This window comes from Streptomyces sp. NPDC005752, from assembly GCF_040630715.1.
Lineage (GTDB): Bacteria > Actinomycetota > Actinomycetes > Streptomycetales > Streptomycetaceae > Streptomyces.
In genome coordinates this window covers 23,799-41,762 of the sequence record NZ_JBEXYB010000042.1, presented here as the reverse complement: position 1 = coordinate 41,762, position 17,964 = coordinate 23,799, and the positions used below count along the sequence as shown (strand labels likewise).

The 17,964-nt window shown below is 69.7% G+C and carries 19 protein-coding genes; 7 read left to right on the top strand and 12 right to left on the bottom strand.

From position 1 onward, the window contains the following. Positions 1-40: 40 nt before the first annotated feature. Together ABZ441_RS28695 and ABZ441_RS28690 are read left to right on the top strand one after the other, a co-directional pair. Positions 41-1,300 carry a PTS transporter subunit EIIC gene (locus ABZ441_RS28695; protein WP_358979432.1) on the top strand — a complete coding sequence of 420 codons (1,260 nt, stop codon included), beginning with the start codon at positions 41-43 and terminating at the stop codon, positions 1,298-1,300. A gap of 240 nt (positions 1,301-1,540) precedes the next feature. Further along, entirely contained in the window at positions 1,541-2,806 is a 1,266-nt protein-coding gene (locus tag ABZ441_RS28690) for a PTS transporter subunit EIIC (protein WP_358979430.1), read from the top strand. Between the two features lie 68 nt (positions 2,807-2,874). On the opposite strand, the gene ABZ441_RS28685 is transcribed toward ABZ441_RS28690, so the two are convergent. Continuing rightward, positions 2,875-3,627, bottom strand: coding sequence for an MBL fold metallo-hydrolase (locus tag ABZ441_RS28685; protein WP_358979428.1), 753 nt, complete (start codon positions 3,625-3,627; stop codon positions 2,875-2,877). Between the two features lie 174 nt (positions 3,628-3,801). On the opposite strand from ABZ441_RS28685, the gene ABZ441_RS28680 reads away from it, so the two are divergent. Then, on the top strand, positions 3,802-4,272 hold the full coding sequence (locus ABZ441_RS28680; protein WP_358979426.1) for a type II toxin-antitoxin system PemK/MazF family toxin: 471 nt from the start codon (positions 3,802-3,804) through the stop codon (positions 4,270-4,272). 88 nt (positions 4,273-4,360) lie between these two features. Here the strand turns inward: ABZ441_RS28680 and ABZ441_RS28675 are convergent, their stop codons facing one another. The 7 genes from ABZ441_RS28675 to clpS all read right to left on the bottom strand — a co-directional run bounded on the left by ABZ441_RS28675 (position 4,361) and on the right by clpS (position 9,164). Then, entirely contained in the window at positions 4,361-5,311 is a 951-nt protein-coding gene (locus tag ABZ441_RS28675) for a cysteine synthase (protein WP_358979423.1), read from the bottom strand. Continuing rightward, a complete protein-coding gene (locus tag ABZ441_RS28670) occupies positions 5,311-5,589 on the bottom strand; it encodes a MoaD/ThiS family protein (RefSeq protein WP_031100176.1) in 279 nt (92 codons plus the stop codon). The genes ABZ441_RS28675 and ABZ441_RS28670 overlap by 1 nt, the downstream gene beginning before the upstream one ends. A gap of 112 nt (positions 5,590-5,701) precedes the next feature. Then, positions 5,702-5,815, bottom strand: a complete 114-nt coding sequence (locus ABZ441_RS28665) for a putative leader peptide (protein WP_324605446.1) — start codon at positions 5,813-5,815, stop codon at positions 5,702-5,704. A 120-nt stretch (positions 5,816-5,935) separates the two neighbouring features. Then, entirely contained in the window at positions 5,936-6,370 is a 435-nt protein-coding gene (locus ABZ441_RS28660; RefSeq protein WP_358979420.1) for a M67 family metallopeptidase, read from the bottom strand. A 113-nt stretch (positions 6,371-6,483) separates the two neighbouring features. Beyond that, on the bottom strand, positions 6,484-7,914 hold the full coding sequence (locus tag ABZ441_RS28655) for an amino acid permease (protein ID WP_358979418.1): 1,431 nt from the start codon (positions 7,912-7,914) through the stop codon (positions 6,484-6,486). A gap of 303 nt (positions 7,915-8,217) precedes the next feature. Continuing rightward, a complete protein-coding gene (locus ABZ441_RS28650) occupies positions 8,218-8,805 on the bottom strand; it encodes a DUF2017 domain-containing protein (RefSeq protein ID WP_358979416.1) in 588 nt (195 codons plus the stop codon). A gap of 50 nt (positions 8,806-8,855) precedes the next feature. Further along, entirely contained in the window at positions 8,856-9,164 is a 309-nt protein-coding gene (gene clpS, locus ABZ441_RS28645; RefSeq protein WP_358681254.1) for an ATP-dependent Clp protease adapter ClpS, read from the bottom strand. An 88-nt stretch (positions 9,165-9,252) separates the two neighbouring features. Here clpS and ABZ441_RS28640 point away from each other — a divergent pair, with 88 nt between their 5' ends. Further along, positions 9,253-10,581: a nicotinate phosphoribosyltransferase gene (locus ABZ441_RS28640; protein ID WP_358979412.1), complete on the top strand. Its 1,329-nt coding sequence runs from the start codon at positions 9,253-9,255 to the stop codon at positions 10,579-10,581. 154 nt (positions 10,582-10,735) lie between these two features. Beyond that, a complete protein-coding gene (locus ABZ441_RS28635) occupies positions 10,736-11,320 on the top strand; it encodes an isochorismatase family protein (RefSeq protein ID WP_358979411.1) in 585 nt (194 codons plus the stop codon). Positions 11,321-11,335: 15 nt separating this feature from the next. On the opposite strand, the gene ABZ441_RS28630 is transcribed toward ABZ441_RS28635, so the two are convergent. After that, positions 11,336-11,680 carry a hypothetical protein gene (locus ABZ441_RS28630; RefSeq protein ID WP_358979409.1) on the bottom strand — a complete coding sequence of 115 codons (345 nt, stop codon included), beginning with the start codon at positions 11,678-11,680 and terminating at the stop codon, positions 11,336-11,338. Between the two features lie 121 nt (positions 11,681-11,801). Further along, the gene (locus tag ABZ441_RS28625; protein ID WP_358979407.1) at positions 11,802-14,207 is read right to left on the bottom strand and encodes an immune inhibitor A domain-containing protein; all 2,406 of its coding nucleotides are present in this window, start codon (positions 14,205-14,207) and stop codon (positions 11,802-11,804) included. A 393-nt stretch (positions 14,208-14,600) separates the two neighbouring features. Between ABZ441_RS28625 and ABZ441_RS28620 the strand changes: the two genes are divergently transcribed. Continuing rightward, on the top strand, positions 14,601-14,891 hold the full coding sequence (locus ABZ441_RS28620) for a hypothetical protein (RefSeq protein WP_358979405.1): 291 nt from the start codon (positions 14,601-14,603) through the stop codon (positions 14,889-14,891). Positions 14,892-14,902: 11 nt separating this feature from the next. Here ABZ441_RS28620 and ABZ441_RS28615 read toward each other — a convergent pair whose 3' ends face one another. Both ABZ441_RS28615 and ABZ441_RS28610 read right to left on the bottom strand, forming a co-directional pair. Beyond that, positions 14,903-15,553, bottom strand: coding sequence for an RDD family protein (locus tag ABZ441_RS28615; RefSeq protein WP_358979403.1), 651 nt, complete (start codon positions 15,551-15,553; stop codon positions 14,903-14,905). Between the two features lie 88 nt (positions 15,554-15,641). After that, positions 15,642-17,270 carry an RDD family protein gene (locus ABZ441_RS28610; protein ID WP_358979401.1) on the bottom strand — a complete coding sequence of 543 codons (1,629 nt, stop codon included), beginning with the start codon at positions 17,268-17,270 and terminating at the stop codon, positions 15,642-15,644. Between the two features lie 216 nt (positions 17,271-17,486). On the opposite strand from ABZ441_RS28610, the gene ABZ441_RS28605 reads away from it, so the two are divergent. After that, positions 17,487-17,963 (top strand): SsgA family sporulation/cell division regulator, encoded by a 477-nt coding sequence (locus ABZ441_RS28605; protein ID WP_358979399.1) that lies wholly within the window; start codon positions 17,487-17,489, stop codon positions 17,961-17,963. The last annotated feature ends 1 nt before the right edge of the window (position 17,964 follow it).

The following is a 17,964-nucleotide window of genomic DNA, read 5'->3' as shown; positions in this document are numbered from 1 at the left end:
GCAACGACCGCCAAACCAGGCGTGTTCCGGGAGGATGCCGATGAGTTCGAACGCGGCTGTGCGACCGCAGCGGAAGTGGTGGAACGGGCCGGTCCAGGGACTCCAGAAGGTCGGCCGGAGCCTGCAGCTGCCGGTGGCCGTACTGCCCGCGGCGGGGCTCCTCGTCAGCCTCGGCAACCTCTTCGACTCCTCGCTGCACGGCGCCTTCTGGGACAAGTTCGCGAAGGTCCTCCTCAACGGCGGCACGGCGATCCTCGACGGCGAGGTGGGCCTGCCCCTGCTCTTCTGCATCGGTGTCGCGATCGGCTTCGCGAAGAAGGCGGACGGCTCGACGGCACTCGCCGCCGTCGTCGGCTTCCTCGTCTACCGCGGCGTACTGACGGCCTTCCCGGTGGACGACACGATCACCGAGGCGACGCCCGACGGGGTGCCGCAGAACCCCGGGGTCCTGGGCGGCATCATCATCGGCCTGTTGACCGCCGTGGTCTGGCAGCGTTACCACCGCACGAAGCTGGTCGACTGGCTCGGCTTCTTCAACGGCCGGCGCCTGGTGCCGATCCTGATGGCGTTCCTGTGCGTGATCCTGGGCGTGCTGTTCGGCCTGCTGTGGCAGCCGGTGGGTGACGCGCTGACGTGGTTCGCCAAGCAGCTGATCGATCTGGGCGCCTGGGGTTCGGCGATCTTCGGATTCGCGAACCGGTTGCTGATCCCGATCGGCATGCACCAGTTCCTGAACACGTTCTTCTGGTTCCAGGCGGGCGAGTTCACGGGCGGGGACGGCGGGACCGTCCAGGGCGACATCTCCCGCTTCTTCGCGGGGGACCCGTCGGCCGGGCAGTTCACCTCGGGGTTCTTCCCGATCATGATGTTCGGCCTGCCGGCCGCCGCGCTGGCGATCGCCCACACCGCACGGCCGGAGCGGCGCAAGGAGGTGTCCGGACTGATGCTGTCCGTGGCGCTGACGTCGTTCGTGACGGGTGTGACGGAGCCGCTGGAGTTCTCGTTCCTCTTCGTCGCCCCGCTGCTGTACGGGGTGCACGCGATCCTGACCGGGGTCTCGATGGGGGTCACCTGGGCGCTGGGCGTGCACGCGGGGTTCAGTTTCTCGGCCGGGCTGATCGACTACGTCGTCAACTGGCACCTGGACACGAAGCCGTGGCTGATCATCCCGATCGGGCTGTGCTTCGCGGTGGTCTACTACGCGATCTTCCGGTTCGCGATCACCAAGTTCAATCTCCAGACCCCGGGGCGCGAGCCCGTCGAGGAGGAGGAGAAGATCGAGGAGGACCTCACGAAGTAGGGCCTCCCCGGCCCTCGGAGGAGCCCCCGGACCTCGCGGTCCGGGGGCTCCTCCGCGTCACCGAGGGTGGCGGGGGCACTACGGGACAAATTGAAGGTTCCTTATCCAACCCTCACCGTGCTAAAACTGGTCTACACCACTCAGTGGTCCAGACCACGCGGCCGTCTCTGCCGCCGCGTTCCTCGAGTCGCCGCCCCCACCAACTGTCCCCGGCGGCGCCTTGCCTACTGGAGGAAGTTGATGAGTACGGACACCGCTCCGGCCGCCCCCGCGAAGAAGCGGGGCGCCGGTGTGATGGCTGTCATGCAGCGCATCGGCCGCAGCCTCATGCTGCCCGTCGCGGTCCTGCCCGCGGCCGCGCTGCTGGTCCGGCTCGGCAATGCCGACATGCTCGGCCGCGAGTCGTTCCCCACCGTCATCACCAAGCTGGCCGGCTACATGGCGGCCGGCGGTGGTGCCATTCTCGACAACATGGCGCTGCTGTTCGCCGTCGGCATCGCCATCGGCTTCGCCAAGAAGTCGGACGGCTCCACGGCGCTCGCCGCGGTGACCGGCTACCTGGTCTTCCAGAAGGTGCTCGCCACCTTCACCGACAGCAACCTCCCGCAGGTCGCGAGCGTCGCCGACGGCAAGATCGTGATGAGTGACGCCCCCGTCAACGCGGGTGTGCTCGGCGGTGTCGTGATGGGCATAGTCGTGGCCCTGCTCTACCAGAAGTTCTACCGGACGAAGCTGCCGGACTGGGCTGGCTTCTTCAGCGGCCGTCGTCTGGTCCCGATCCTCTCCGCCTTCGCGGGTCTGGTCATCGGTATCGTCTTCGGGATCATCTGGCCGGTGCTCGGCACGGGCCTGCACAACTTCGGTGAGTGGCTGGTCGGTTCCGGCGCGGTCGGTGCGGGCATCTTCGGTGTCGCCAACCGTGCGCTGATCCCCGTCGGCATGCACCACCTGCTGAACTCCTTCCCGTGGTTCCAGGCCGGCGAGTACAACGGCGCCCACGGTGACATCGCCCGCTTCCTGGCCGGCGACCCGAACGCCGGGCAGTTCATGACCGGCTTCTTCCCGATCATGATGTTCGCCCTCCCGGCGGCCTGCCTGGCGATCGTCCACTGTGCCCGCCCGGAGCGCCGCAAGGTCGTCGGCGGCATGATGTTCTCGCTCGCGCTGACCTCGTTCGTCACCGGTGTGACCGAGCCGATCGAGTTCACGTTCATGTTCATCGCCCCGGTGCTGTACGCGATCCACGCGGTGCTGACCGGTGTCTCGATGGCACTGACCTGGGCGCTCGGTATGAAGGACGGGTTCGGCTTCTCCGCCGGCCTGGTCGACTTCCTGCTGAACCTGGGCATCGCGTCGAAGCCCTGGCTGCTGGTGCTGGTCGGCCTCTGCTTCGCGGTGCTCTACTACGTGGTCTTCCGCTTCGCGATCACGAAGTTCAACCTCCCGACGCCGGGCCGCGAGTCCGACGAGGAGCTCGCCGAGCTCCAGAAGGCCGAGGCCAAGTAGTCCGGCCCCCGTCACAGCACGGCGAAGCCCCGGTCCCCCGCGTGGGGGGACCGGGGCTTCGCCGGTTCCTAGATCTCGTACACCGCGCCGGGTGCGGCCAGCTCGACCGGGCCGTCGTAGACCTCGCGGGCGTCGGCGAGGTTGCGTTCGGCGTCCGTCCACGGCGGGATGTGGGTGAGGACGAGACGTCCGGCTCCGGCGCGGGCGGCGTACTCGCCTGCTTCGCGGCCGTTGAGGTGGAGGTCCGGGATGTCCTCCTTGCCGTGGACGAACGATGCTTCGCAGAGGAACAGGTCGGAGCCCTCGGCGAGTTCGGCCAGCGCGTCGCAGGTGCCGGTGTCGCCGGAGTAGGTGAGGGTGCGCCCGTCGTGCTCGATCCTGATGCCGAAGGTGTCGACGGGGTGGCGGAGCTTCTCCGTGCGGACCGAGAAGGGGCCGATCTCGAAGGATCCGGACTTCAGCGTGTGGAAGTCGAAGACCTCACCCATGGCGTGGTCGGACGGGGTGTCGGCGTGGGCCGTGGTGAGCCGCTGCTCGGTGCCCTCCGGGCCGTACACGGGGATGGCTGCGGGGCGTCCGCCGTCGAAGCGGTAGTACCGGACGACGAAGTACGCGCACATGTCGATGCAGTGATCGGCATGGAGGTGGCTGAGGAAGATGGCGTCGAGGTCGTAGAGACCTACGTGGCGCTGCAGCTCGCCCAGGGCGCCGTTGCCCATGTCGAGGAGCAGCCGGAAGCCGTCGGCCTCTACGAGGTAGCTCGAGCATGCCGAACCCGGTGACGGGAACGAGCCGGAGCAGCCGACGACGGTGAGCTTCATGGAGCGTGAACCTCCGAGGCGTGGGAACGGGGAGGGTTCGTGCGGTCCGTCGAGCGTAAGGCGCGAAACCACTGGTCGCTCCTCCACGGCCTGCCGTTGTGGGGGAACTCACCTGCGGTGTCACCGGTTCGATGGAAGGCCGGGTGCCGTGCGGCGCGCCGGTACGGTCGGTGCATGAACTCGTGGTGGTGGGCGGCACTGGCCGTCGTTGTCCTGCTGGCGCTCGTGGCGACGGTCTCCGATGCGCGGGGCCGGGGCGGGCGTGGTCCGCGGCGTCCGGGCGGGCGGACGCGTCCGCCGGGGCGTGCTCCGGAGAGGAAGAAGGGCCGGCCGCGCGGAGGGCCGCGGCCCGGGGAGATCTGGTGGGCGGACGTGCCGTTCGAGGACGGGCCGGGGTCGAAGGACCGGCCGTGCCTGGTCCTGTCGGTGCGGGGCGGCACGGCGGTGGTGGCCAAGATCACCAGCAAGCATCATGAGGAGCGGCCGGGGGTGATCGCGTTGCCCGCGGGTTCGGTGGGGGACGCGCGGGGCCGGCGGAGCTATCTGGAGACCGACGAGTTGCGGGACGTCGCGCTGTCGGGGTTCCGGCGGAAGGCCGGCGAACTGGATCCGGGGGTGTGGGGGCGGGTCCGGGACCTGGGGTGAACGTGCGGGAGGCGCGGGACGGGTGTTCTCCCGTCCCGCGCCTCCGGTGCGCGTGGCCGCCGGTCCGGCCGGGCGGCCCGAGTGCCCGTCAGGCCCAGAGCTGGCCGTGCAGGGTTTCGATGGCGGCTTCCGTCGTGGGTGCGGTGTAGACACCGGTCGACAGGTACTTCCATCCGCCGTCCGCGACGACGAAGACGATGTCCGCGGACTCGCCCGCCTTGACGGCCTTGCGGCCGACGCCGATGGCCGCGTGGAGTGCGGCGCCGGTGGAGACGCCCGCGAAGATGCCCTCCTGCTGGAGGAGCTCACGGGTGCGGGTGACGGCGTCGGCGGAGCCGACGGAGAAGCGGGTGGTGAGCACGGAGGCGTCGTAGAGCTCGGGGACGAAGCCCTCGTCGAGGTTGCGCAGGCCGTAGACGAGGTCGTCGTAGCGCGGTTCGGCGGCGACGACGGTGACGTCGGGCTTGTTCTCGCGGAGGTAGCGGCCGACGCCCATGAGGGTTCCGGTGGTGCCGAGGCCCGCGACGAAGTGGGTGATGGACGGGAGGTCGGTGAGGATCTCCGGGCCGGTGGTGGCGTAGTGGGCGCCGGCGTTGTCCGGGTTGCCGTACTGGTAGAGCATGACCCAGTCGGGATGCTCGGCGGAGAGCTCCTTGGCCACGCGTACGGCGGTGTTGGAGCCGCCCGCGGCGGGGGACGAGATGATCTCGGCTCCCCACATCGTGAGCAGGTCGCGCCGTTCCTGCGAGGTGTTCTCGGGCATGACGCAGACGATGCGGTAGCCCTTGAGCCTGGCTGCCATGGCGAGGGAGATGCCGGTGTTGCCGCTGGTGGGTTCGAGGATGGTGCAGCCGGGTGTGAGGCGGCCGTCCTTCTCCGCCTGCTCGACCATGTGGAGCGCGGGGCGGTCCTTGATCGAGCCGGTGGGGTTGCGGTCCTCCAGCTTGGCCCAGATGCGGACGTCCTCGGAGGGGGACAGCCGTGGGAGGCGGACCAGGGGCGTGTTGCCCACGGCCGCCAGTGGGGAGTCGTACCGCATCAGCGCATGCCGCCGGCGACGGCCGGGAGGATGGTGACGTTGTCGCCGTCGGCGAGCTTGGTGGAGATGCCGTCGAGGAAGCGGACGTCCTCGTCGTTGAGGTAGACGTTCACGAAGCGGCGCAGCTTGTCGCCGTCGACGATGCGCTCACGGATGCCGTTGTGGCGGCTCTCGAGGTCGGCGAAGAGGTCGGCGAGGGTCTCCCCGTTGCCTTCGACGGCCTTGGCGCCGTCGGTGTAGGTGCGGAGGATGGTCGGGATGCGGACCTCGATGGCCATGGCGTGGGCTCCTGTCGAATGCGGGGAGGTGGCGTGGGGCGCGCGTCTGTGGCCCCGCGCGGGGGGTTGGTGCGTACGTGGTGCGCTCGGACCGCGGCTCAGGCCGTGCGGTTCACGGGCAGGCGGAAGCCGGACACATCGCGCTGCTGAGCCTGCACAGGTCGACGTGCAGCCGCGCGACGAGCAGCATGCCCGGCGTCTTTTCGCTCACGTCATGGGGAACCATGTGGTCATCGTATCGATTCCCCACCCTGGATCCGGAGTGTGATCCCACATGGCGGATGGTGAGCGTTCGCCATGTGGACAGATGGGCTGGAACCGGTGTTTCCACGGCTGGTCGAGGGCGTCAGGCCGCCGTGGGGTAGGACTCGACGATCTCGACCTCTTCCTCGGTGATCTCACCGTCCACGATGCGGTACGAGCGGAACTGGAAGGGGCCGGCGTCGTCGGCGTCCGCGGTGGAGACCAGGACGTAGTGGGCGCCGGGCTCGTTGGCATAGGTGAGGTCGGTGCGGGAGGGGTACGCCTCGGTCGCGGTGTGGGAGTGGTAGATGATCACCGGCTCCTCGTCGCGGTCGTCCATCTCGCGGTAGAGCTTCAGCAGGTCCGCGGAGTCGAACTCGTAGAACGTGGGTGACCGGGCGGCGTTGAGCATGGGGATGAAGCGCTCGGCGCGGCCCGTTCCGGCCGGGCCGGCGACGACTCCGCACGCCTCGTCGGGGTGGTCCTCGCGGGAGTGCGCGACGATCTGGTCGTGGAGGGCCTGGGTAAGGGTCAGCATGGTGCCCAGGATAAGCATCCGGGCCCCCGCGTACCGAGGAGTGGTACGCGAGGGCCCGGATGCCGGACAGGGTCGTTGGGGCGTCCCGTGTCCCGGGGCCGCCGTTGCGCGGGTCAGCGCTTGGCGAAGGCCTTGTTCGCGGGGTTGCGGGCCTTGAGCACCAGATAGGAGACGCCGAGGACGAGGCCCCACACGGGTGCGCAGTACAGCGAGATCCTGGCGTCCTCGTCGATGGCCATCATGACGATGACGAGGCCGATGAACGCGAGGGCGAACCAGCTGGTGAACGGTGCCCCGGGCGCCTTGAAGGTGGACTGGGGCAGTAGGCCGCGGTCGGCCTTGGCGCGGTAGCGGATCTGACAGATCAGGATCATGATCCAGGCCCACATGCCGGAGATGGTCGCGAAGGAGACGACGTAGTTGAACGCGTCGCCCGGCCACTGGTAGTTGATCCACACCCCGACGAGCATCAGCGCGGCGGAGAAGGTGGTGCCGACCAGCGGGAGTCCGTTGCTGGTCAGCTTGGTGAAGGCCTTGGGTCCCTGCCCGTTGAGCGCGAGGTCGCGCAGCATGCGTCCGGTGGAGTACATGCCGGAGTTGCAGGAGGAGAGCGCGGCGGTGAGCACGACGAAGTTGACGATCGCCGCGCCGATGCCGAGGCCCATCTCCTCGAACGCGGCGACGAACGGTGAGACGCCGGGCTTGAAGGTGCTCCACGGGACCACGGAGAGGATCATGATCAGCGCGCCGACGTAGAAGACGGCGATGCGCCACGGCACGGTGTTGATGGCCTTGGGCAGGACCGTCTTCGGGTCCTTGGACTCGCCGGCGGTGACGCCGACCAGTTCGACGGCGAGGAACGCGAACATCACGATCTGAAGGGTCATCAGCGTGCCGCCGATGCCCTGGGGGAAGAAGCCGCCGTCGTTCCACAGGTTGGAGACGGTCGCGGTGTCACCGGCGTCGGAGAAGCCGATCGTGAGCACGCCGGCGCAGATGAGGATCATGCCGAGGATGGCGGTGACCTTGACCATCGAGAACCAGAACTCGAGCTCGCCGAAGACCTTCACCGAGATCAGGTTGGCGCCGTACAGAATGAAGGTGAACACGAGCGCGGACAGCCATTGCGGGATATCCCACCAGTACGTCATATAGGTGGCCGCGGCGGTGACTTCGGTGATTCCCGTCACGACCCAGAACAGCCAGTACGTCCAGCCGGTCACGAATCCGAAGAAGGGGCCGAGGAATTCGCGTGCGTACTCCGAGAAGGAGCCGGACACGGGGCGGTACATGAGGAGTTCACCCAGGGCGCGCATGATGAAGAAGATGACGAGGCCCGCGATGGCGTACGCCAGGATGAGGCTGGGCCCGGCCCTGTCGATGGCCTTGCCCGCACCGAGGAAGAGTCCCGTGCCGATGGCTCCGCCGATGGCGATCATCTGGATCTGACGGGCGCCCAGGCCACGCTGGTAGCCCTCACCCGCCGGGGCGTCGACGGCCTTCGGGCCGTCCGCCTGTCCGTTGTCGACCTGCGCCGATGTCATGGTGGTGCGCCTTTCTCCACGCCGATCCGCGCCGCCGTCGGCGTCGGATCAGGTCCTGATCCCCCCGGATATGGATGGAGTGCCGCCGGCGTTCGGCCGGCTTGTAGCGCCCCCGGGGACAGGGGTGGCGTCCCCGGGCGGTCGTGAAGATTTATCACGGGTGACCGGTGGGGCCACCGGACATTATGTGGCGCACGCCACAGGAAAAAGCGGACAAGCGTTTCCAGGCACAGCAAAGAACGCCATTCAGGTGACGGGATCGTTATTCGGATTTGAGCATCCGTTGAGCGAGCCCGGGATGCCTCACCCGGGCATCAGTGTTTCGACGAGCGTCTCCTGGAGTGCGCCGAGCCAGAGATAGGCCATGACCATCGGTTTGCGCGGATCGTCGTCGGGAAGCCGGTAGAGCGAACCGTCCTGGCCCTCGTCCTCGTCGGACACCTCCAGGCGCGTGCCGATCGTGAGCCGGAGGTCGTTGAGGGAGCCGAGCCAGTGGTGGCAGTCCTCGGCGGTCAGCCCGAGCACCGCGCCGCTGTCCGCCACGGGCGAGAGCGCGTCGAGCGACCGCACGACGGCGAGGGCGTCGTCGCGCTTGCGGGTGCGCAGGTCGTTCTCGGTGAAGCGGCGGAACTCGGCGGACGCCTCGCGCAGTTCCTTGTCCTGGTCCCCGTACGCCTCGGGGAAGAGGCGTGCCAGGGCAGGGTCGGAGGGCGGTTCGCTGGGGCCTTCGGCGAACAGGGCGGCGAGTGGGTCCTCCCCCTCGGCGGGTTCGTCGCCGGGGCCGATCAGTTCGAGCAGCTGGACGGCGAGGGAGCGCAGGATGGCGACCTCGACCTCGTCGAGGGCGACGGACGCGCCGCCGCCTGGGGTGGCCTCAAAACGGCCGGCCATGAATTCTCCGATGGTGGGTCGGGCGGAGGGCGGAAGGGGGGTACCGCGGGTCAGTTGCGGTCCTGGGTCAGGGTGGCCCAGAGTCCGTAGCCGTGCATGGCCTGGACGTCGCGTTCCATCTCCTCGCGGCTGCCGCTGGAGACGACGGCGCGGCCCTTCCGGTGGACGTCGAGCATGAGCTTGTGCGCCTTGTCCTTGGAGTAGCCGAAGTAGGCCTGGAAGACATACGCCACATAGCTCATGAGGTTGACCGGGTCGTTGTGCACCAGCGTCACCCAGGGGACGTCGGGCTCAGGGACGGCGAAGGTCTCCTCGGCCGATTCGGGACGTTCGATCTCTACGGGGGCAGCAACGCTCACCTACCCCATGCTGCCACCAGAGAGGCCCAGGCGCACAAACGACGCCCCCATCTCGTCACTTTGACGAATAGGGAGTAGCATCCCCGGCATGAACTCAGCGGACCTTGGACGACGGGTCGGTGTGCCGTCGACCGCACTCTTCACCGACCAGTACGAGCTCACGATGGTGCAGGCCGCGCTGAAGGCCGGCACCGCGGACCGGCGCTCCGTCTTCGAGGCCTTCACCCGCCGCCTGCCCGAGGGGCGGCGCTACGGCGTCGTCGCCGGCATCGGGCGGGTGCTGGACGCGGTGGAGAACTTCCACTTCGACGACGAGATGCTCGCCTTCCTGCGCGACCAGCGGGTCGTGGACGCGCCCACGGTCGACTGGCTGGCGGACTACCGCTTCAGCGGCGACATCTGGGGCTACCCGGAGGGCGAGGTGTACTTCCCGGGCTCGCCACTCCTGCGGGTCGAGGGTTCCTTCGCCGAGTGCGTGCTGCTGGAGACCGTGATCCTGTCGATCCTGAACCACGACTCGGCGATCGCCGCCGCCGCGTCCCGGATGTCGGCCGCGGCGGGCGGCCGACGGCTCATCGAGATGGGCGCGCGGCGCACGCACGAGCTGTCGGCGGTGGCGTCGGCGCGTGCGGCGTACATCGGGGGCTTCCACACCACCTCGGACCTGGCGGCCGGTTTCCGCTACAACATCCCGACCGTCGGGACGAGTGCGCACGCCTTCACGCTCCTGCACGACAGCGAGCGGGACGCCTTCCGGGCCCAGGTGGACTCGCTGGGCCGGGGGACGTCGCTGCTGGTCGACACCTACGACGTGACCGAGGCCGTCCGCACGGCCGTGGAGGTCGCGGGGCCGGAGCTCGGCGCCGTACGGATCGACTCCGGGGACCTGCTGCTCGTCGCGCACCGGGTCCGGCAGCAGCTGGACGAGCTGGGTGCCACGGAGACGAAGATCGTGGTCACGTCCGACCTGGACGAGTACGCGATCGCCTCGCTGGCCGCCGCGCCCGTCGACGCCTACGGGGTGGGCACGCAGCTGGTCACCGGCAGCGGGCACCCGACGTGCTCCATGGTCTACAAGCTGGTGGCACGTGCGCGGACCGCCGATCCGGCAGACCCGCTGGTGCCGGTGGTGAAGAAGTCACTGGGCGCGAAGTCGTCGAGGGGCGGCCGCAAGTGGGCGGCGCGCCGGCTGGACGGTGCCGGAATCGCCGAGGCCGAGGTGATCGGCAGCGGTGAGGTCCCGCCCGAGCTGGTGGACCGGCAGGTGCAGGTGCAGCTGGTCAAGGGCGGTGAGGTCGTCGGCCGGGAGCCGCTGGAGGCCGCGCGGGAGCGGCACATCGCGGCGCGGGCGGGGTTGCCGATGTCGGCGATGCAGCTGTCCCGGGGTGAGCCGGTGCTGCCCACCGAGTACCTGTGAGGCACGCCCCGGCCCGCTCGGCCGCGGGGCGCGCCCGGCCGCGAGAGCGAGGTGCGCACCCCCTCCCGCAGGCTGCCCGGAGTCTCTAGGCTCGGTGGTATCCCCACCGTCCGTATCCGCTCGACCGCCCGAACCCCACCGAAGGACAACCGCCATGCATCGCGCCTTGATCGTCGTCGACGTTCAGAACGACTTCTGCGAGGGCGGCAGCCTCGCGGTGGCGGGCGGTGCCGAGGTCGCCGCCGCCATCACCGACCTGATCGGTGAGGCCCGGCCCGGCTACAGCCATGTCGTGGCCACCCGGGACCACCACATCGATCCCGGTGACCACTTCTCCGCCACGCCCGACTTCGAGCACTCCTGGCCGCCGCACTGCGTCGCCGGCACGGAGGGTGTGGGCTTCCACCCCAATTTCGCCCCTGCCGTGGCCTCCGGCGCGATCGACACCGTCTTCGACAAGGGGGCGTACACCGCGGCGTACAGCGGTTTCGAGGGTGTCGACGAGAACGGGACGGGGCTCGCCCAGTGGCTGCGGGACCGGTCCGTCACCGCCGTCGACGTCGTAGGCATCGCCACGGACCACTGTGTGCGGGCCACCGCCCTGGACGCCGCCCGGGAGGGCTTCGTCACGCACGTCCTGCTGGACCTGACCGCCGGGGTCGCCGAGGCGACCACGGAGCGGGCCCTGGGCGAGCTGCGGACCGCCGGCGTGGAGCTGTCGGGCAAGCCGGTCGTCTGACCCCGCCCGGCGCGCTCAGGCCGCCGGGCGGGCCGGGCCCGCGTATCCGGAGGATCCCAGCAGCGCCCGTATGGGGTGCCAGAGCTCCTGGCCGGTCCGGTGCGCCGTGCGCCAGAGCAGTCCGTCCGGGTGGTGCAGGACCGCCGTGACCTCGTCGGGGGTGGGCGGCTGCGCGTTGCCCCTGAGGTAGACGGCGCGCAGCCCGAGATTGCGCACCCTGGTCAGGGCGCGCGCCCGGTTCACCGCGTGCACCAGCACCCGTACCGGTTCCCCCGGGCCGGATCCGCCGGCCGGCCCGTTCAGGGTCAGTGCCACCACCACGGTGCCGTTGGGCAACCTGCAGAAACCTCCGCCTGCCATGCTTCGCGCTCCCCCGTAAGACTTCTTGTCAATAAGGATTCGTAGGACGCACCTAAACACGATCGGCCGCCGCCCGCTAGAGGGCGACGGCCGATCATGCTTCGACCTGCGAGTTTGACGACTACTTGCCCGAGGGCCCGACCTTCACAGTCATCGTGGAGCCGCTGAGCGGCTCGTTCACGATGGTGATCCGGGTGTTGGTGTCAGAGACCTTGACACTTCCGGTCGGGTTCTCCTCGTACCAGTACGTGCCCTTGCGGTCGTCGAAGACCGGGACGCCCAGCGAGGGCTTAATCTTCAGCGGCACGTCCGCGTTGTGCAGCGTGAAGCCCTTGTTCGGGTACCAGCTGAACGGTGCGTCGAAGGGCTGGATCTTGTTGCGCAGGAGCGAGCCGTTCGCCCACTTCAGCGGCTTGGCGTGCGAGTCCACCGGAAGGATCAGACCCTGGCCCTCGTGCTGCGAGGTGTTGTTGTCCTTCTGGGCGGTGTCCCAGAGCCACACCATCAGGCCGTTCTGGTAGGCGTAGTGCTCGACCCAGTCCGGGCGGGTGGTGGAGAAGCCGAAGTTGTACGGGCCGACCTCGAGGGTCTTGTCGTACGAGACGTACTGACGGTTCTCGGCGATGTAGTACTGCGGGTAGTCGTTGGTGAACGACTCGCCGATCCGCGAGAAGCCCTTGGCGGTCCAGCCGTTGTCGTCGCCCTCGGCGTTGTCCGTGAAGAGCGCGGCGCCGTCGGCGGTGACGGTAATGGCGTCGGCCGTGAAGCCCTTGCCGCCCGCGCCGCCGTCCGTCTGGTAGCGGAAGCGCAGGTCGATCTTCTTGCCGGCGTAGGCGTCCAGCGGGTACGAGAGCTTCTTGACGGCGCCCGACACGTCGGTCAGGGCCGGCTTGTCGCTGGCGTCACGCGGGATGGCCTTGCCGTCCGCCGTGCCGTCCAGCGCGGTCCAGCTGGTGCCGCCGTTGTCCGAGACCTCGGTGTAGAGGTAGTCGTAGTCGGCCTCGATGTCGTACCAGCCGGACAGATCCAGCGAGGCGGACGTCTTGCCGGTGAGGTCGACCGAGCGGGTCAGGGTGTTCGACAGGTCGTCGCCCATGTCGCTCCACCACTGCTTCGAGCCCTCGGCGGGCTTCGTGACGGTGGTGGTGACTTCCTTCTCGGGCAGCTCGACGACGAGCGCCTGCTTGTCCTTGGTGTTGTACTCCGCCACACCGAGCTTGTGCGTCGACTTCGTGGCGGCCTTGGCCGTGTCGTAGTCGAGCCAGCCGAGCTGGAGCTTGTCCCAGGCGGTCATGTCGCCGGGCAGGTTGCCGATCTCGCCGTCGCCGGTGCCGAGCCAGGAGCCCGCCGACATCAGGGACCAGAAGCCGACCGAGTTCTCGCCGCCGCCGGAGGTGTCGTAGAGGTCCGGCAGGCCCAGGTCGTGGGCGTACTCGTGGGCGAAGACGCCCAGTCCGCCGTTCTCGGGCTGTGCGGTGTAGTCGCCGACCCAGATGCCCGTGTCACCGATCTCGGCGCCACCGGCCTTGTTGCCCGCGGGGCCCGTCGCGCCGGCGTTGGTGCCGTACGCGTACCAGCGGTGCGCCCAGAGGGCGTCGGTGCCCTGCACCCCGCCGCCCGCGGACTCGTCCTCGCCGGCGTGGACCAGCTGGAAGTGGTCGATGTACCCGTCGGGCTCGTTGAAGTCGCCGTCACCGTCGAAGTCGTAACGGTCCCACTCGTCGTACTGCGCGAGGTCCGCCTTGATCTCGTCCAGGGTGCGGCCCTTGGCCTTCTGGTCGGTGACCCATGCGTTGACGCCGTCGCGGACGGTGTCCCAGACGTTGGCGCAGTTGGTCGAGCCGCAGTAGTTCGAGCCGTAACGGGCCTCGTTGTACGGGACCTTGACCCAGTCCGAGACCTCGCCGTCGACCGAGTAGCGCCCGGAGGACGTCTTCTCGTAGTACGTCTTCAGCGATTCCTTGCCCTTGTCCTTGCCCTCACCGAAGTAGAGGTCCTGGAAGTGGGACTGGTCGTAGTCGGCCTTCCAGGCGGTGCTGTTGTCCTTCGCCGGGTCCGGCTCGGATATCTCGTTGTGCAGCGGGCCCGGCGTGCCGCCGTACTTCTTGACGGGCGGCTTCGGGCCGTCGCCGTCGGGGTCGAACATCGTGGTGTCGTCGACCTTGTCGCCGAACTCCACGAGGATGGTGAAGATCTTGTCGGTCTTCTCCCGGCCGAGCTCGACGTACTTGCTCTTGCCGAGCTTGACGACCTTGGAGCCGCCCTTGGCGGTCACCTTCTTGTCACCGGACAGGACCTGCTCCAGCGCGGCCTGACGCTGTGCGTCCTGCTCCTTGCTGAAGGGCCCTTCCAGGTCGTGCTCGTGCGCCTTGACCGGCGCGGGGTCGCGCCGGTCCACGATGGAGGCGCCGGAATCCGACACCTTGTCATCCGCCTGCGCCGTGGCGAAGGCGGATGCCGTCGCAGCGGTGGCGGCCAGGCACACGGCTACGGCGGTGGCGCGCAGCGCTCGTCTCTGAGTGGTCACTTGATGCAGTCCTCCCCGGCGTTCGCAGCCGCGGCCAGGGGGTGAAAAACGGGCCGCGCGCGTTCAACGCGTCACAAGTGACGACATTCGATCGGAGTTATGAGAGAAAAGACAGATCTTGACTTGCACATACCAAGTGCACTATGCGGGAGGCCTCTTCCGTTATCCGGACGTACACCGGAGGTACACCGACCCCTGCCGCTCCGCCCGACCGGCGCGCCGCCGACACCCGACGGCGACAGCGTGACTCCGTGCGCCCCCTGTGCACCGGCACCGTGGGTTAGGTCACGCTTACTACCCGTTCTCCACGGGCATCCACCGTCGTAGAGTCGATTGACAGTGCGAACGTGTTGAGAGACTGCCCTATCCGACGCCCCGAGGACGGATACCGCCATGCCGCGTCCGACAGCCGCACAGTTCTCCTACGGTTCGGCCACCGTCGTCTTCTCCGCCCTCGCCATGCTGCTGCTCTTCCGTACGGAACCGGGCGTCGGCGTCGTCCTCGTCGGCACCGCGGCGCTGGCCCTGGGCCTCCTGGTGGCGATGGCCCTGCCGGTCCGCGCGAAGACGGTCCGGAAGGTGACGGCACCGCCCACCGCCGCCCGTACGCACCGCACGATCGAGGACATCGAGATCGCCACGGCGCAGCGGGAGCACGCCGGCGGGCACTCGCTGCGTCACTGATCCCTCCCGGCTCAGGGGACGGTGACGACCACGGTCTTGCCCGCCTTGTCCTGCAGGCCCTGCCGGTAGGGCTTGTCCGTGAACATCAGCACGATGTTGATGAGCCACCACAGGCAGGGGCAGCACAGCAGCGCCGGGAGCCAGAGCACGACGGCCCGCATCAGCGAGGAGTTCGTGTCGGGCACCGAGCCGTCGTTGAGCATCGCGACGCGCATCTTCAGCAGCCGCTTGCCGAGGGTCCGGCCGTCCTTGTGGGTGAAGTACGTGTCGTAGGCGACGTAGACCACCAGGCCGATCAGCGACCACACCAGCTGATGGCCCGAGTAGGCGTTGCCCACCGCGTTGCCGAAGTCGTCGTTGCCGTCGTCCGACGTGACGTCGACCGCCCCGCCGAAGGGCAGCGAGATCAGGTACAGCGGGATCGAGATGATGAGGAAGTCGATCAGCCGCGCGAGGATCCGCTTGCCCGGTTCCGCGAGCGGCGGCATGCCGGCCAGCGGATCCGCACCGCCGTAGGGGCCACCGCCGCCGTAGGGGTCCTGGGGCGGCGGTGGCGGGGGCGGCCCGCCGCCGTAGGGCGAACCGCCCGGCGGGGGCCCCTGCGGCGGCCTCTTCGAGAAAGGGTCGTCGTCGGGCGGCGGAGGCGGTGGTTCGTTGCTCATGGGGGCAGTGCACCCCGGCCCGTGAAGGCCCGCAACGGCTGAGGTCCCTTCGGGGGACGGGGCGTCAGCACACGGGCGTACGGGGCCCCTACCGGCCGGCGACGAAGGTACGGGCCGCCTTGTCGTGCCAGCACTGGCGCCACGGACGGTCGATCAGGCACCAGAGCACGTTGAGCACGCCGACGGCGACCAGGCCCAGCACCCCGTACACCAGCCAGCGGCGCAGCGCGGCGCCCAGGCTGGGCGCGTCGTGGGACTCGATGTCCCGTACCTCCAGACCGCACAGCTTCTTGCCCAGCGTGCGGCCCCACCTGGCGGTGGGCACGGCCTCCAGGACGCAGCCGAGGACGAGGACGGCGGCGAGGACCCCACCGAACAGTCCGGCCGTGGTGGAGTCCAGGAGCCAGACCGTGACCGTCTCGCCGGACATCTTCGCCGCTTCGATCTTCCGGTCGATGTGGTCCATCGCCCGGGTGACCAGGGGGAAGCCGACCGCCCCCGCCAGCACACCGAGGACGACGGTGTCGAGGACCCGGGCGGCCAGCCGCTTGCCGAGGGCGGCGGGCCTGGCGGAGGCCTGGGACCGGACGAGCTGCTGGAAGGGGTCGTCCACCGGGGGCTTCCAGGGCACGACAGGCTGCTGCTGACCGGGACCGACACCCTGCGCGGGCATCGGGCTCTGCTGCTGGGGCGGCGCGGACTGCTGGGGCGCGGGCTGCTGGGGCACGGGCTGCTGCGGCGCGGGCTGCTGCGGGCGTGCCGTGTGCTCCGGCCGGGCGAGCTGGTGGGCCTGCTGCGGCCAGGCCGCGGACCCGCCGGCGGGGCCCGGTGTCAGGGGCGTGTTCAGCCCCGGAGGCCCTGCCTGCGGCGGGGTGGGCGACGGAGCGGGGGCCGGGGACTGCGGGGTGCCGCCGGGCGGCACCGCGCGGATCGTCATCGTGCCCTCGGCCTGGGCGTCGTCGCGTGGACGCGAGGGGCGGGCGGCGGTGCCGGGGCCCACCGCGCGGATGGTCACCGTGCCGTCCGTCGGCGGGCGGCTGCCGGTGCCGGTGCCACTGCTCCTGCCGGGCCGGTCGGCGCGGATGGTGACGGTGCCGTCGGACACCGCGTCACCGCCGTCCCGCGTGCCGGGCAGCGCGCCGCGCGTCGGGTCCGCGGTGCCGGGCCGCCGGGGGCCGGCGGGCTCGCCGTCCGCGGGGGCGGGAGCCGTGGGTGGCGCGGGGTGCGGCGTCGCGGCTTCGGGCGTGCCCGCACCGGCTGTCCGGGGATCGGGGCCGCCCGCCCCCGGCGTACCGGGATCGGGGCCACCCGCCCCCGGCGTCCGGGGATCGGGGCCGCCCCACGAGACCCGGTGGTCGCGTTCGCCGCCGAAGCCGGACTGCCGGGAGGTGTCGGCCTGCCAGGCGGACGCCGACAGGGGCCGGCCGGGGGCGGAGTCGGCGTGCGCCCCGCCGTCTCCTCCGGCAGGGGCCGCGCCCTCGACCTCGTCGAAGTACATCGGCCCGGTCTCGTCCACCCGGGCCTGAGGCGGCGGGGCGGCTTCAGCTGCCGGGGTGGGCGCCGTCGCGGCCGCCGTCCCGCCCTTCGGTGCGGGCCGGCTGGTGCCGGGGACCCATGAAGCGCCGTTCCAGTACCGGACGTATCCGGGAATGGACGGGTCTGGGTAGTACCCCTCGCGGGGGCTTTCGTCACCGGGTGCCGGGGTTGGGGCGCTCATCACCGTGGTCCCGTATCTCTTCGAGGCCTCAATACAAGGGTCCACATCTATCAGACCTCCGAGCACCCCCGTGCCTGTCCTGCTGTTTGGACCACTTTCAGGATCGGGGGAAGTTTTTCTGGGAAGTCGCGTCATAGACGTCGGGGAGGGCGGTCTCTCCTTGTGCGGACCGGTCACGGAACCGGCCCCTACGAGCATCGGAAGGTCGTACACCTCATGCAGAACACCGTGGAACGCGAGCTGGAAGTGAAGCTGGTCCTGTCGCCCGAGCGGTCGGTCCCCGTGCCTGCACGGCTGTCCTACTTCACCGACGACCCGTACGCCGTGCACATCACCTTCCACGTCGGCTCCGAGTCGCCCGTGCACTGGACGTTCGCCCGTGAACTGCTGGTCGAGGGGGTGTTCCGGCCGAGCGGACACGGGGACGTACGGATCTGGCCGACGAAGGTCGCGGACCGGGGCGTCATCTGTGTCGCGCTCACCTCACCCGACGGCGACGCCCTCCTGGAGGTGCCGTACGCCGCCGTCGCCGCCTGGGTGGAGCGCACCCTGCGCGTGGTGCCTCCGGGGACCGAGAGCGGACTGCTGGGACTCGACGGGGCCCTCGCCGAACTGCTCGCCCCGCTGCCGGCCGACGACCTGTGGCTGAGCGATCCCTGGCCGCAGGACGAGCCGCAGGACGGCGAGGCCTGAG

What these genes read in the sequence shown, in the direction of transcription:
- ABZ441_RS28695 (WP_358979432.1), top strand. Translation starts at nt 41, where the DNA reads ATGAGTTCGAACGCGGCTGTGCGACCGCAGCGGAAGTGGTGGAACGGG.
- ABZ441_RS28690 (WP_358979430.1), top strand. Translation starts at nt 1,541, where the DNA reads ATGAGTACGGACACCGCTCCGGCCGCCCCCGCGAAGAAGCGGGGCGCC.
- ABZ441_RS28685 (WP_358979428.1), bottom strand. Translation starts at nt 3,627, where the DNA reads ATGAAGCTCACCGTCGTCGGCTGCTCCGGCTCGTTCCCGTCACCGGGT.
- ABZ441_RS28680 (WP_358979426.1), top strand. Translation starts at nt 3,802, where the DNA reads ATGAACTCGTGGTGGTGGGCGGCACTGGCCGTCGTTGTCCTGCTGGCG.
- ABZ441_RS28675 (WP_358979423.1), bottom strand. Translation starts at nt 5,311, where the DNA reads ATGCGGTACGACTCCCCACTGGCGGCCGTGGGCAACACGCCCCTGGTC.
- ABZ441_RS28670 (WP_031100176.1), bottom strand. Translation starts at nt 5,589, where the DNA reads ATGGCCATCGAGGTCCGCATCCCGACCATCCTCCGCACCTACACCGAC.
- ABZ441_RS28665 (WP_324605446.1), bottom strand. Translation starts at nt 5,815, where the DNA reads ATGGTTCCCCATGACGTGAGCGAAAAGACGCCGGGCATGCTGCTCGTC.
- ABZ441_RS28660 (WP_358979420.1), bottom strand. Translation starts at nt 6,370, where the DNA reads ATGCTGACCCTTACCCAGGCCCTCCACGACCAGATCGTCGCGCACTCC.
- ABZ441_RS28655 (WP_358979418.1), bottom strand. Translation starts at nt 7,914, where the DNA reads ATGACATCGGCGCAGGTCGACAACGGACAGGCGGACGGCCCGAAGGCC.
- ABZ441_RS28650 (WP_358979416.1), bottom strand. Translation starts at nt 8,805, where the DNA reads ATGGCCGGCCGTTTTGAGGCCACCCCAGGCGGCGGCGCGTCCGTCGCC.
- ABZ441_RS28640 (WP_358979412.1), top strand. Translation starts at nt 9,253, where the DNA reads ATGAACTCAGCGGACCTTGGACGACGGGTCGGTGTGCCGTCGACCGCA.
- ABZ441_RS28635 (WP_358979411.1), top strand. Translation starts at nt 10,736, where the DNA reads ATGCATCGCGCCTTGATCGTCGTCGACGTTCAGAACGACTTCTGCGAG.
- ABZ441_RS28630 (WP_358979409.1), bottom strand. Translation starts at nt 11,680, where the DNA reads ATGGCAGGCGGAGGTTTCTGCAGGTTGCCCAACGGCACCGTGGTGGTG.
- ABZ441_RS28620 (WP_358979405.1), top strand. Translation starts at nt 14,601, where the DNA reads ATGCCGCGTCCGACAGCCGCACAGTTCTCCTACGGTTCGGCCACCGTC.
- ABZ441_RS28615 (WP_358979403.1), bottom strand. Translation starts at nt 15,553, where the DNA reads ATGAGCAACGAACCACCGCCTCCGCCGCCCGACGACGACCCTTTCTCG.
- ABZ441_RS28610 (WP_358979401.1), bottom strand. Translation starts at nt 17,270, where the DNA reads ATGAGCGCCCCAACCCCGGCACCCGGTGACGAAAGCCCCCGCGAGGGG.
- ABZ441_RS28605 (WP_358979399.1), top strand. Translation starts at nt 17,487, where the DNA reads ATGCAGAACACCGTGGAACGCGAGCTGGAAGTGAAGCTGGTCCTGTCG.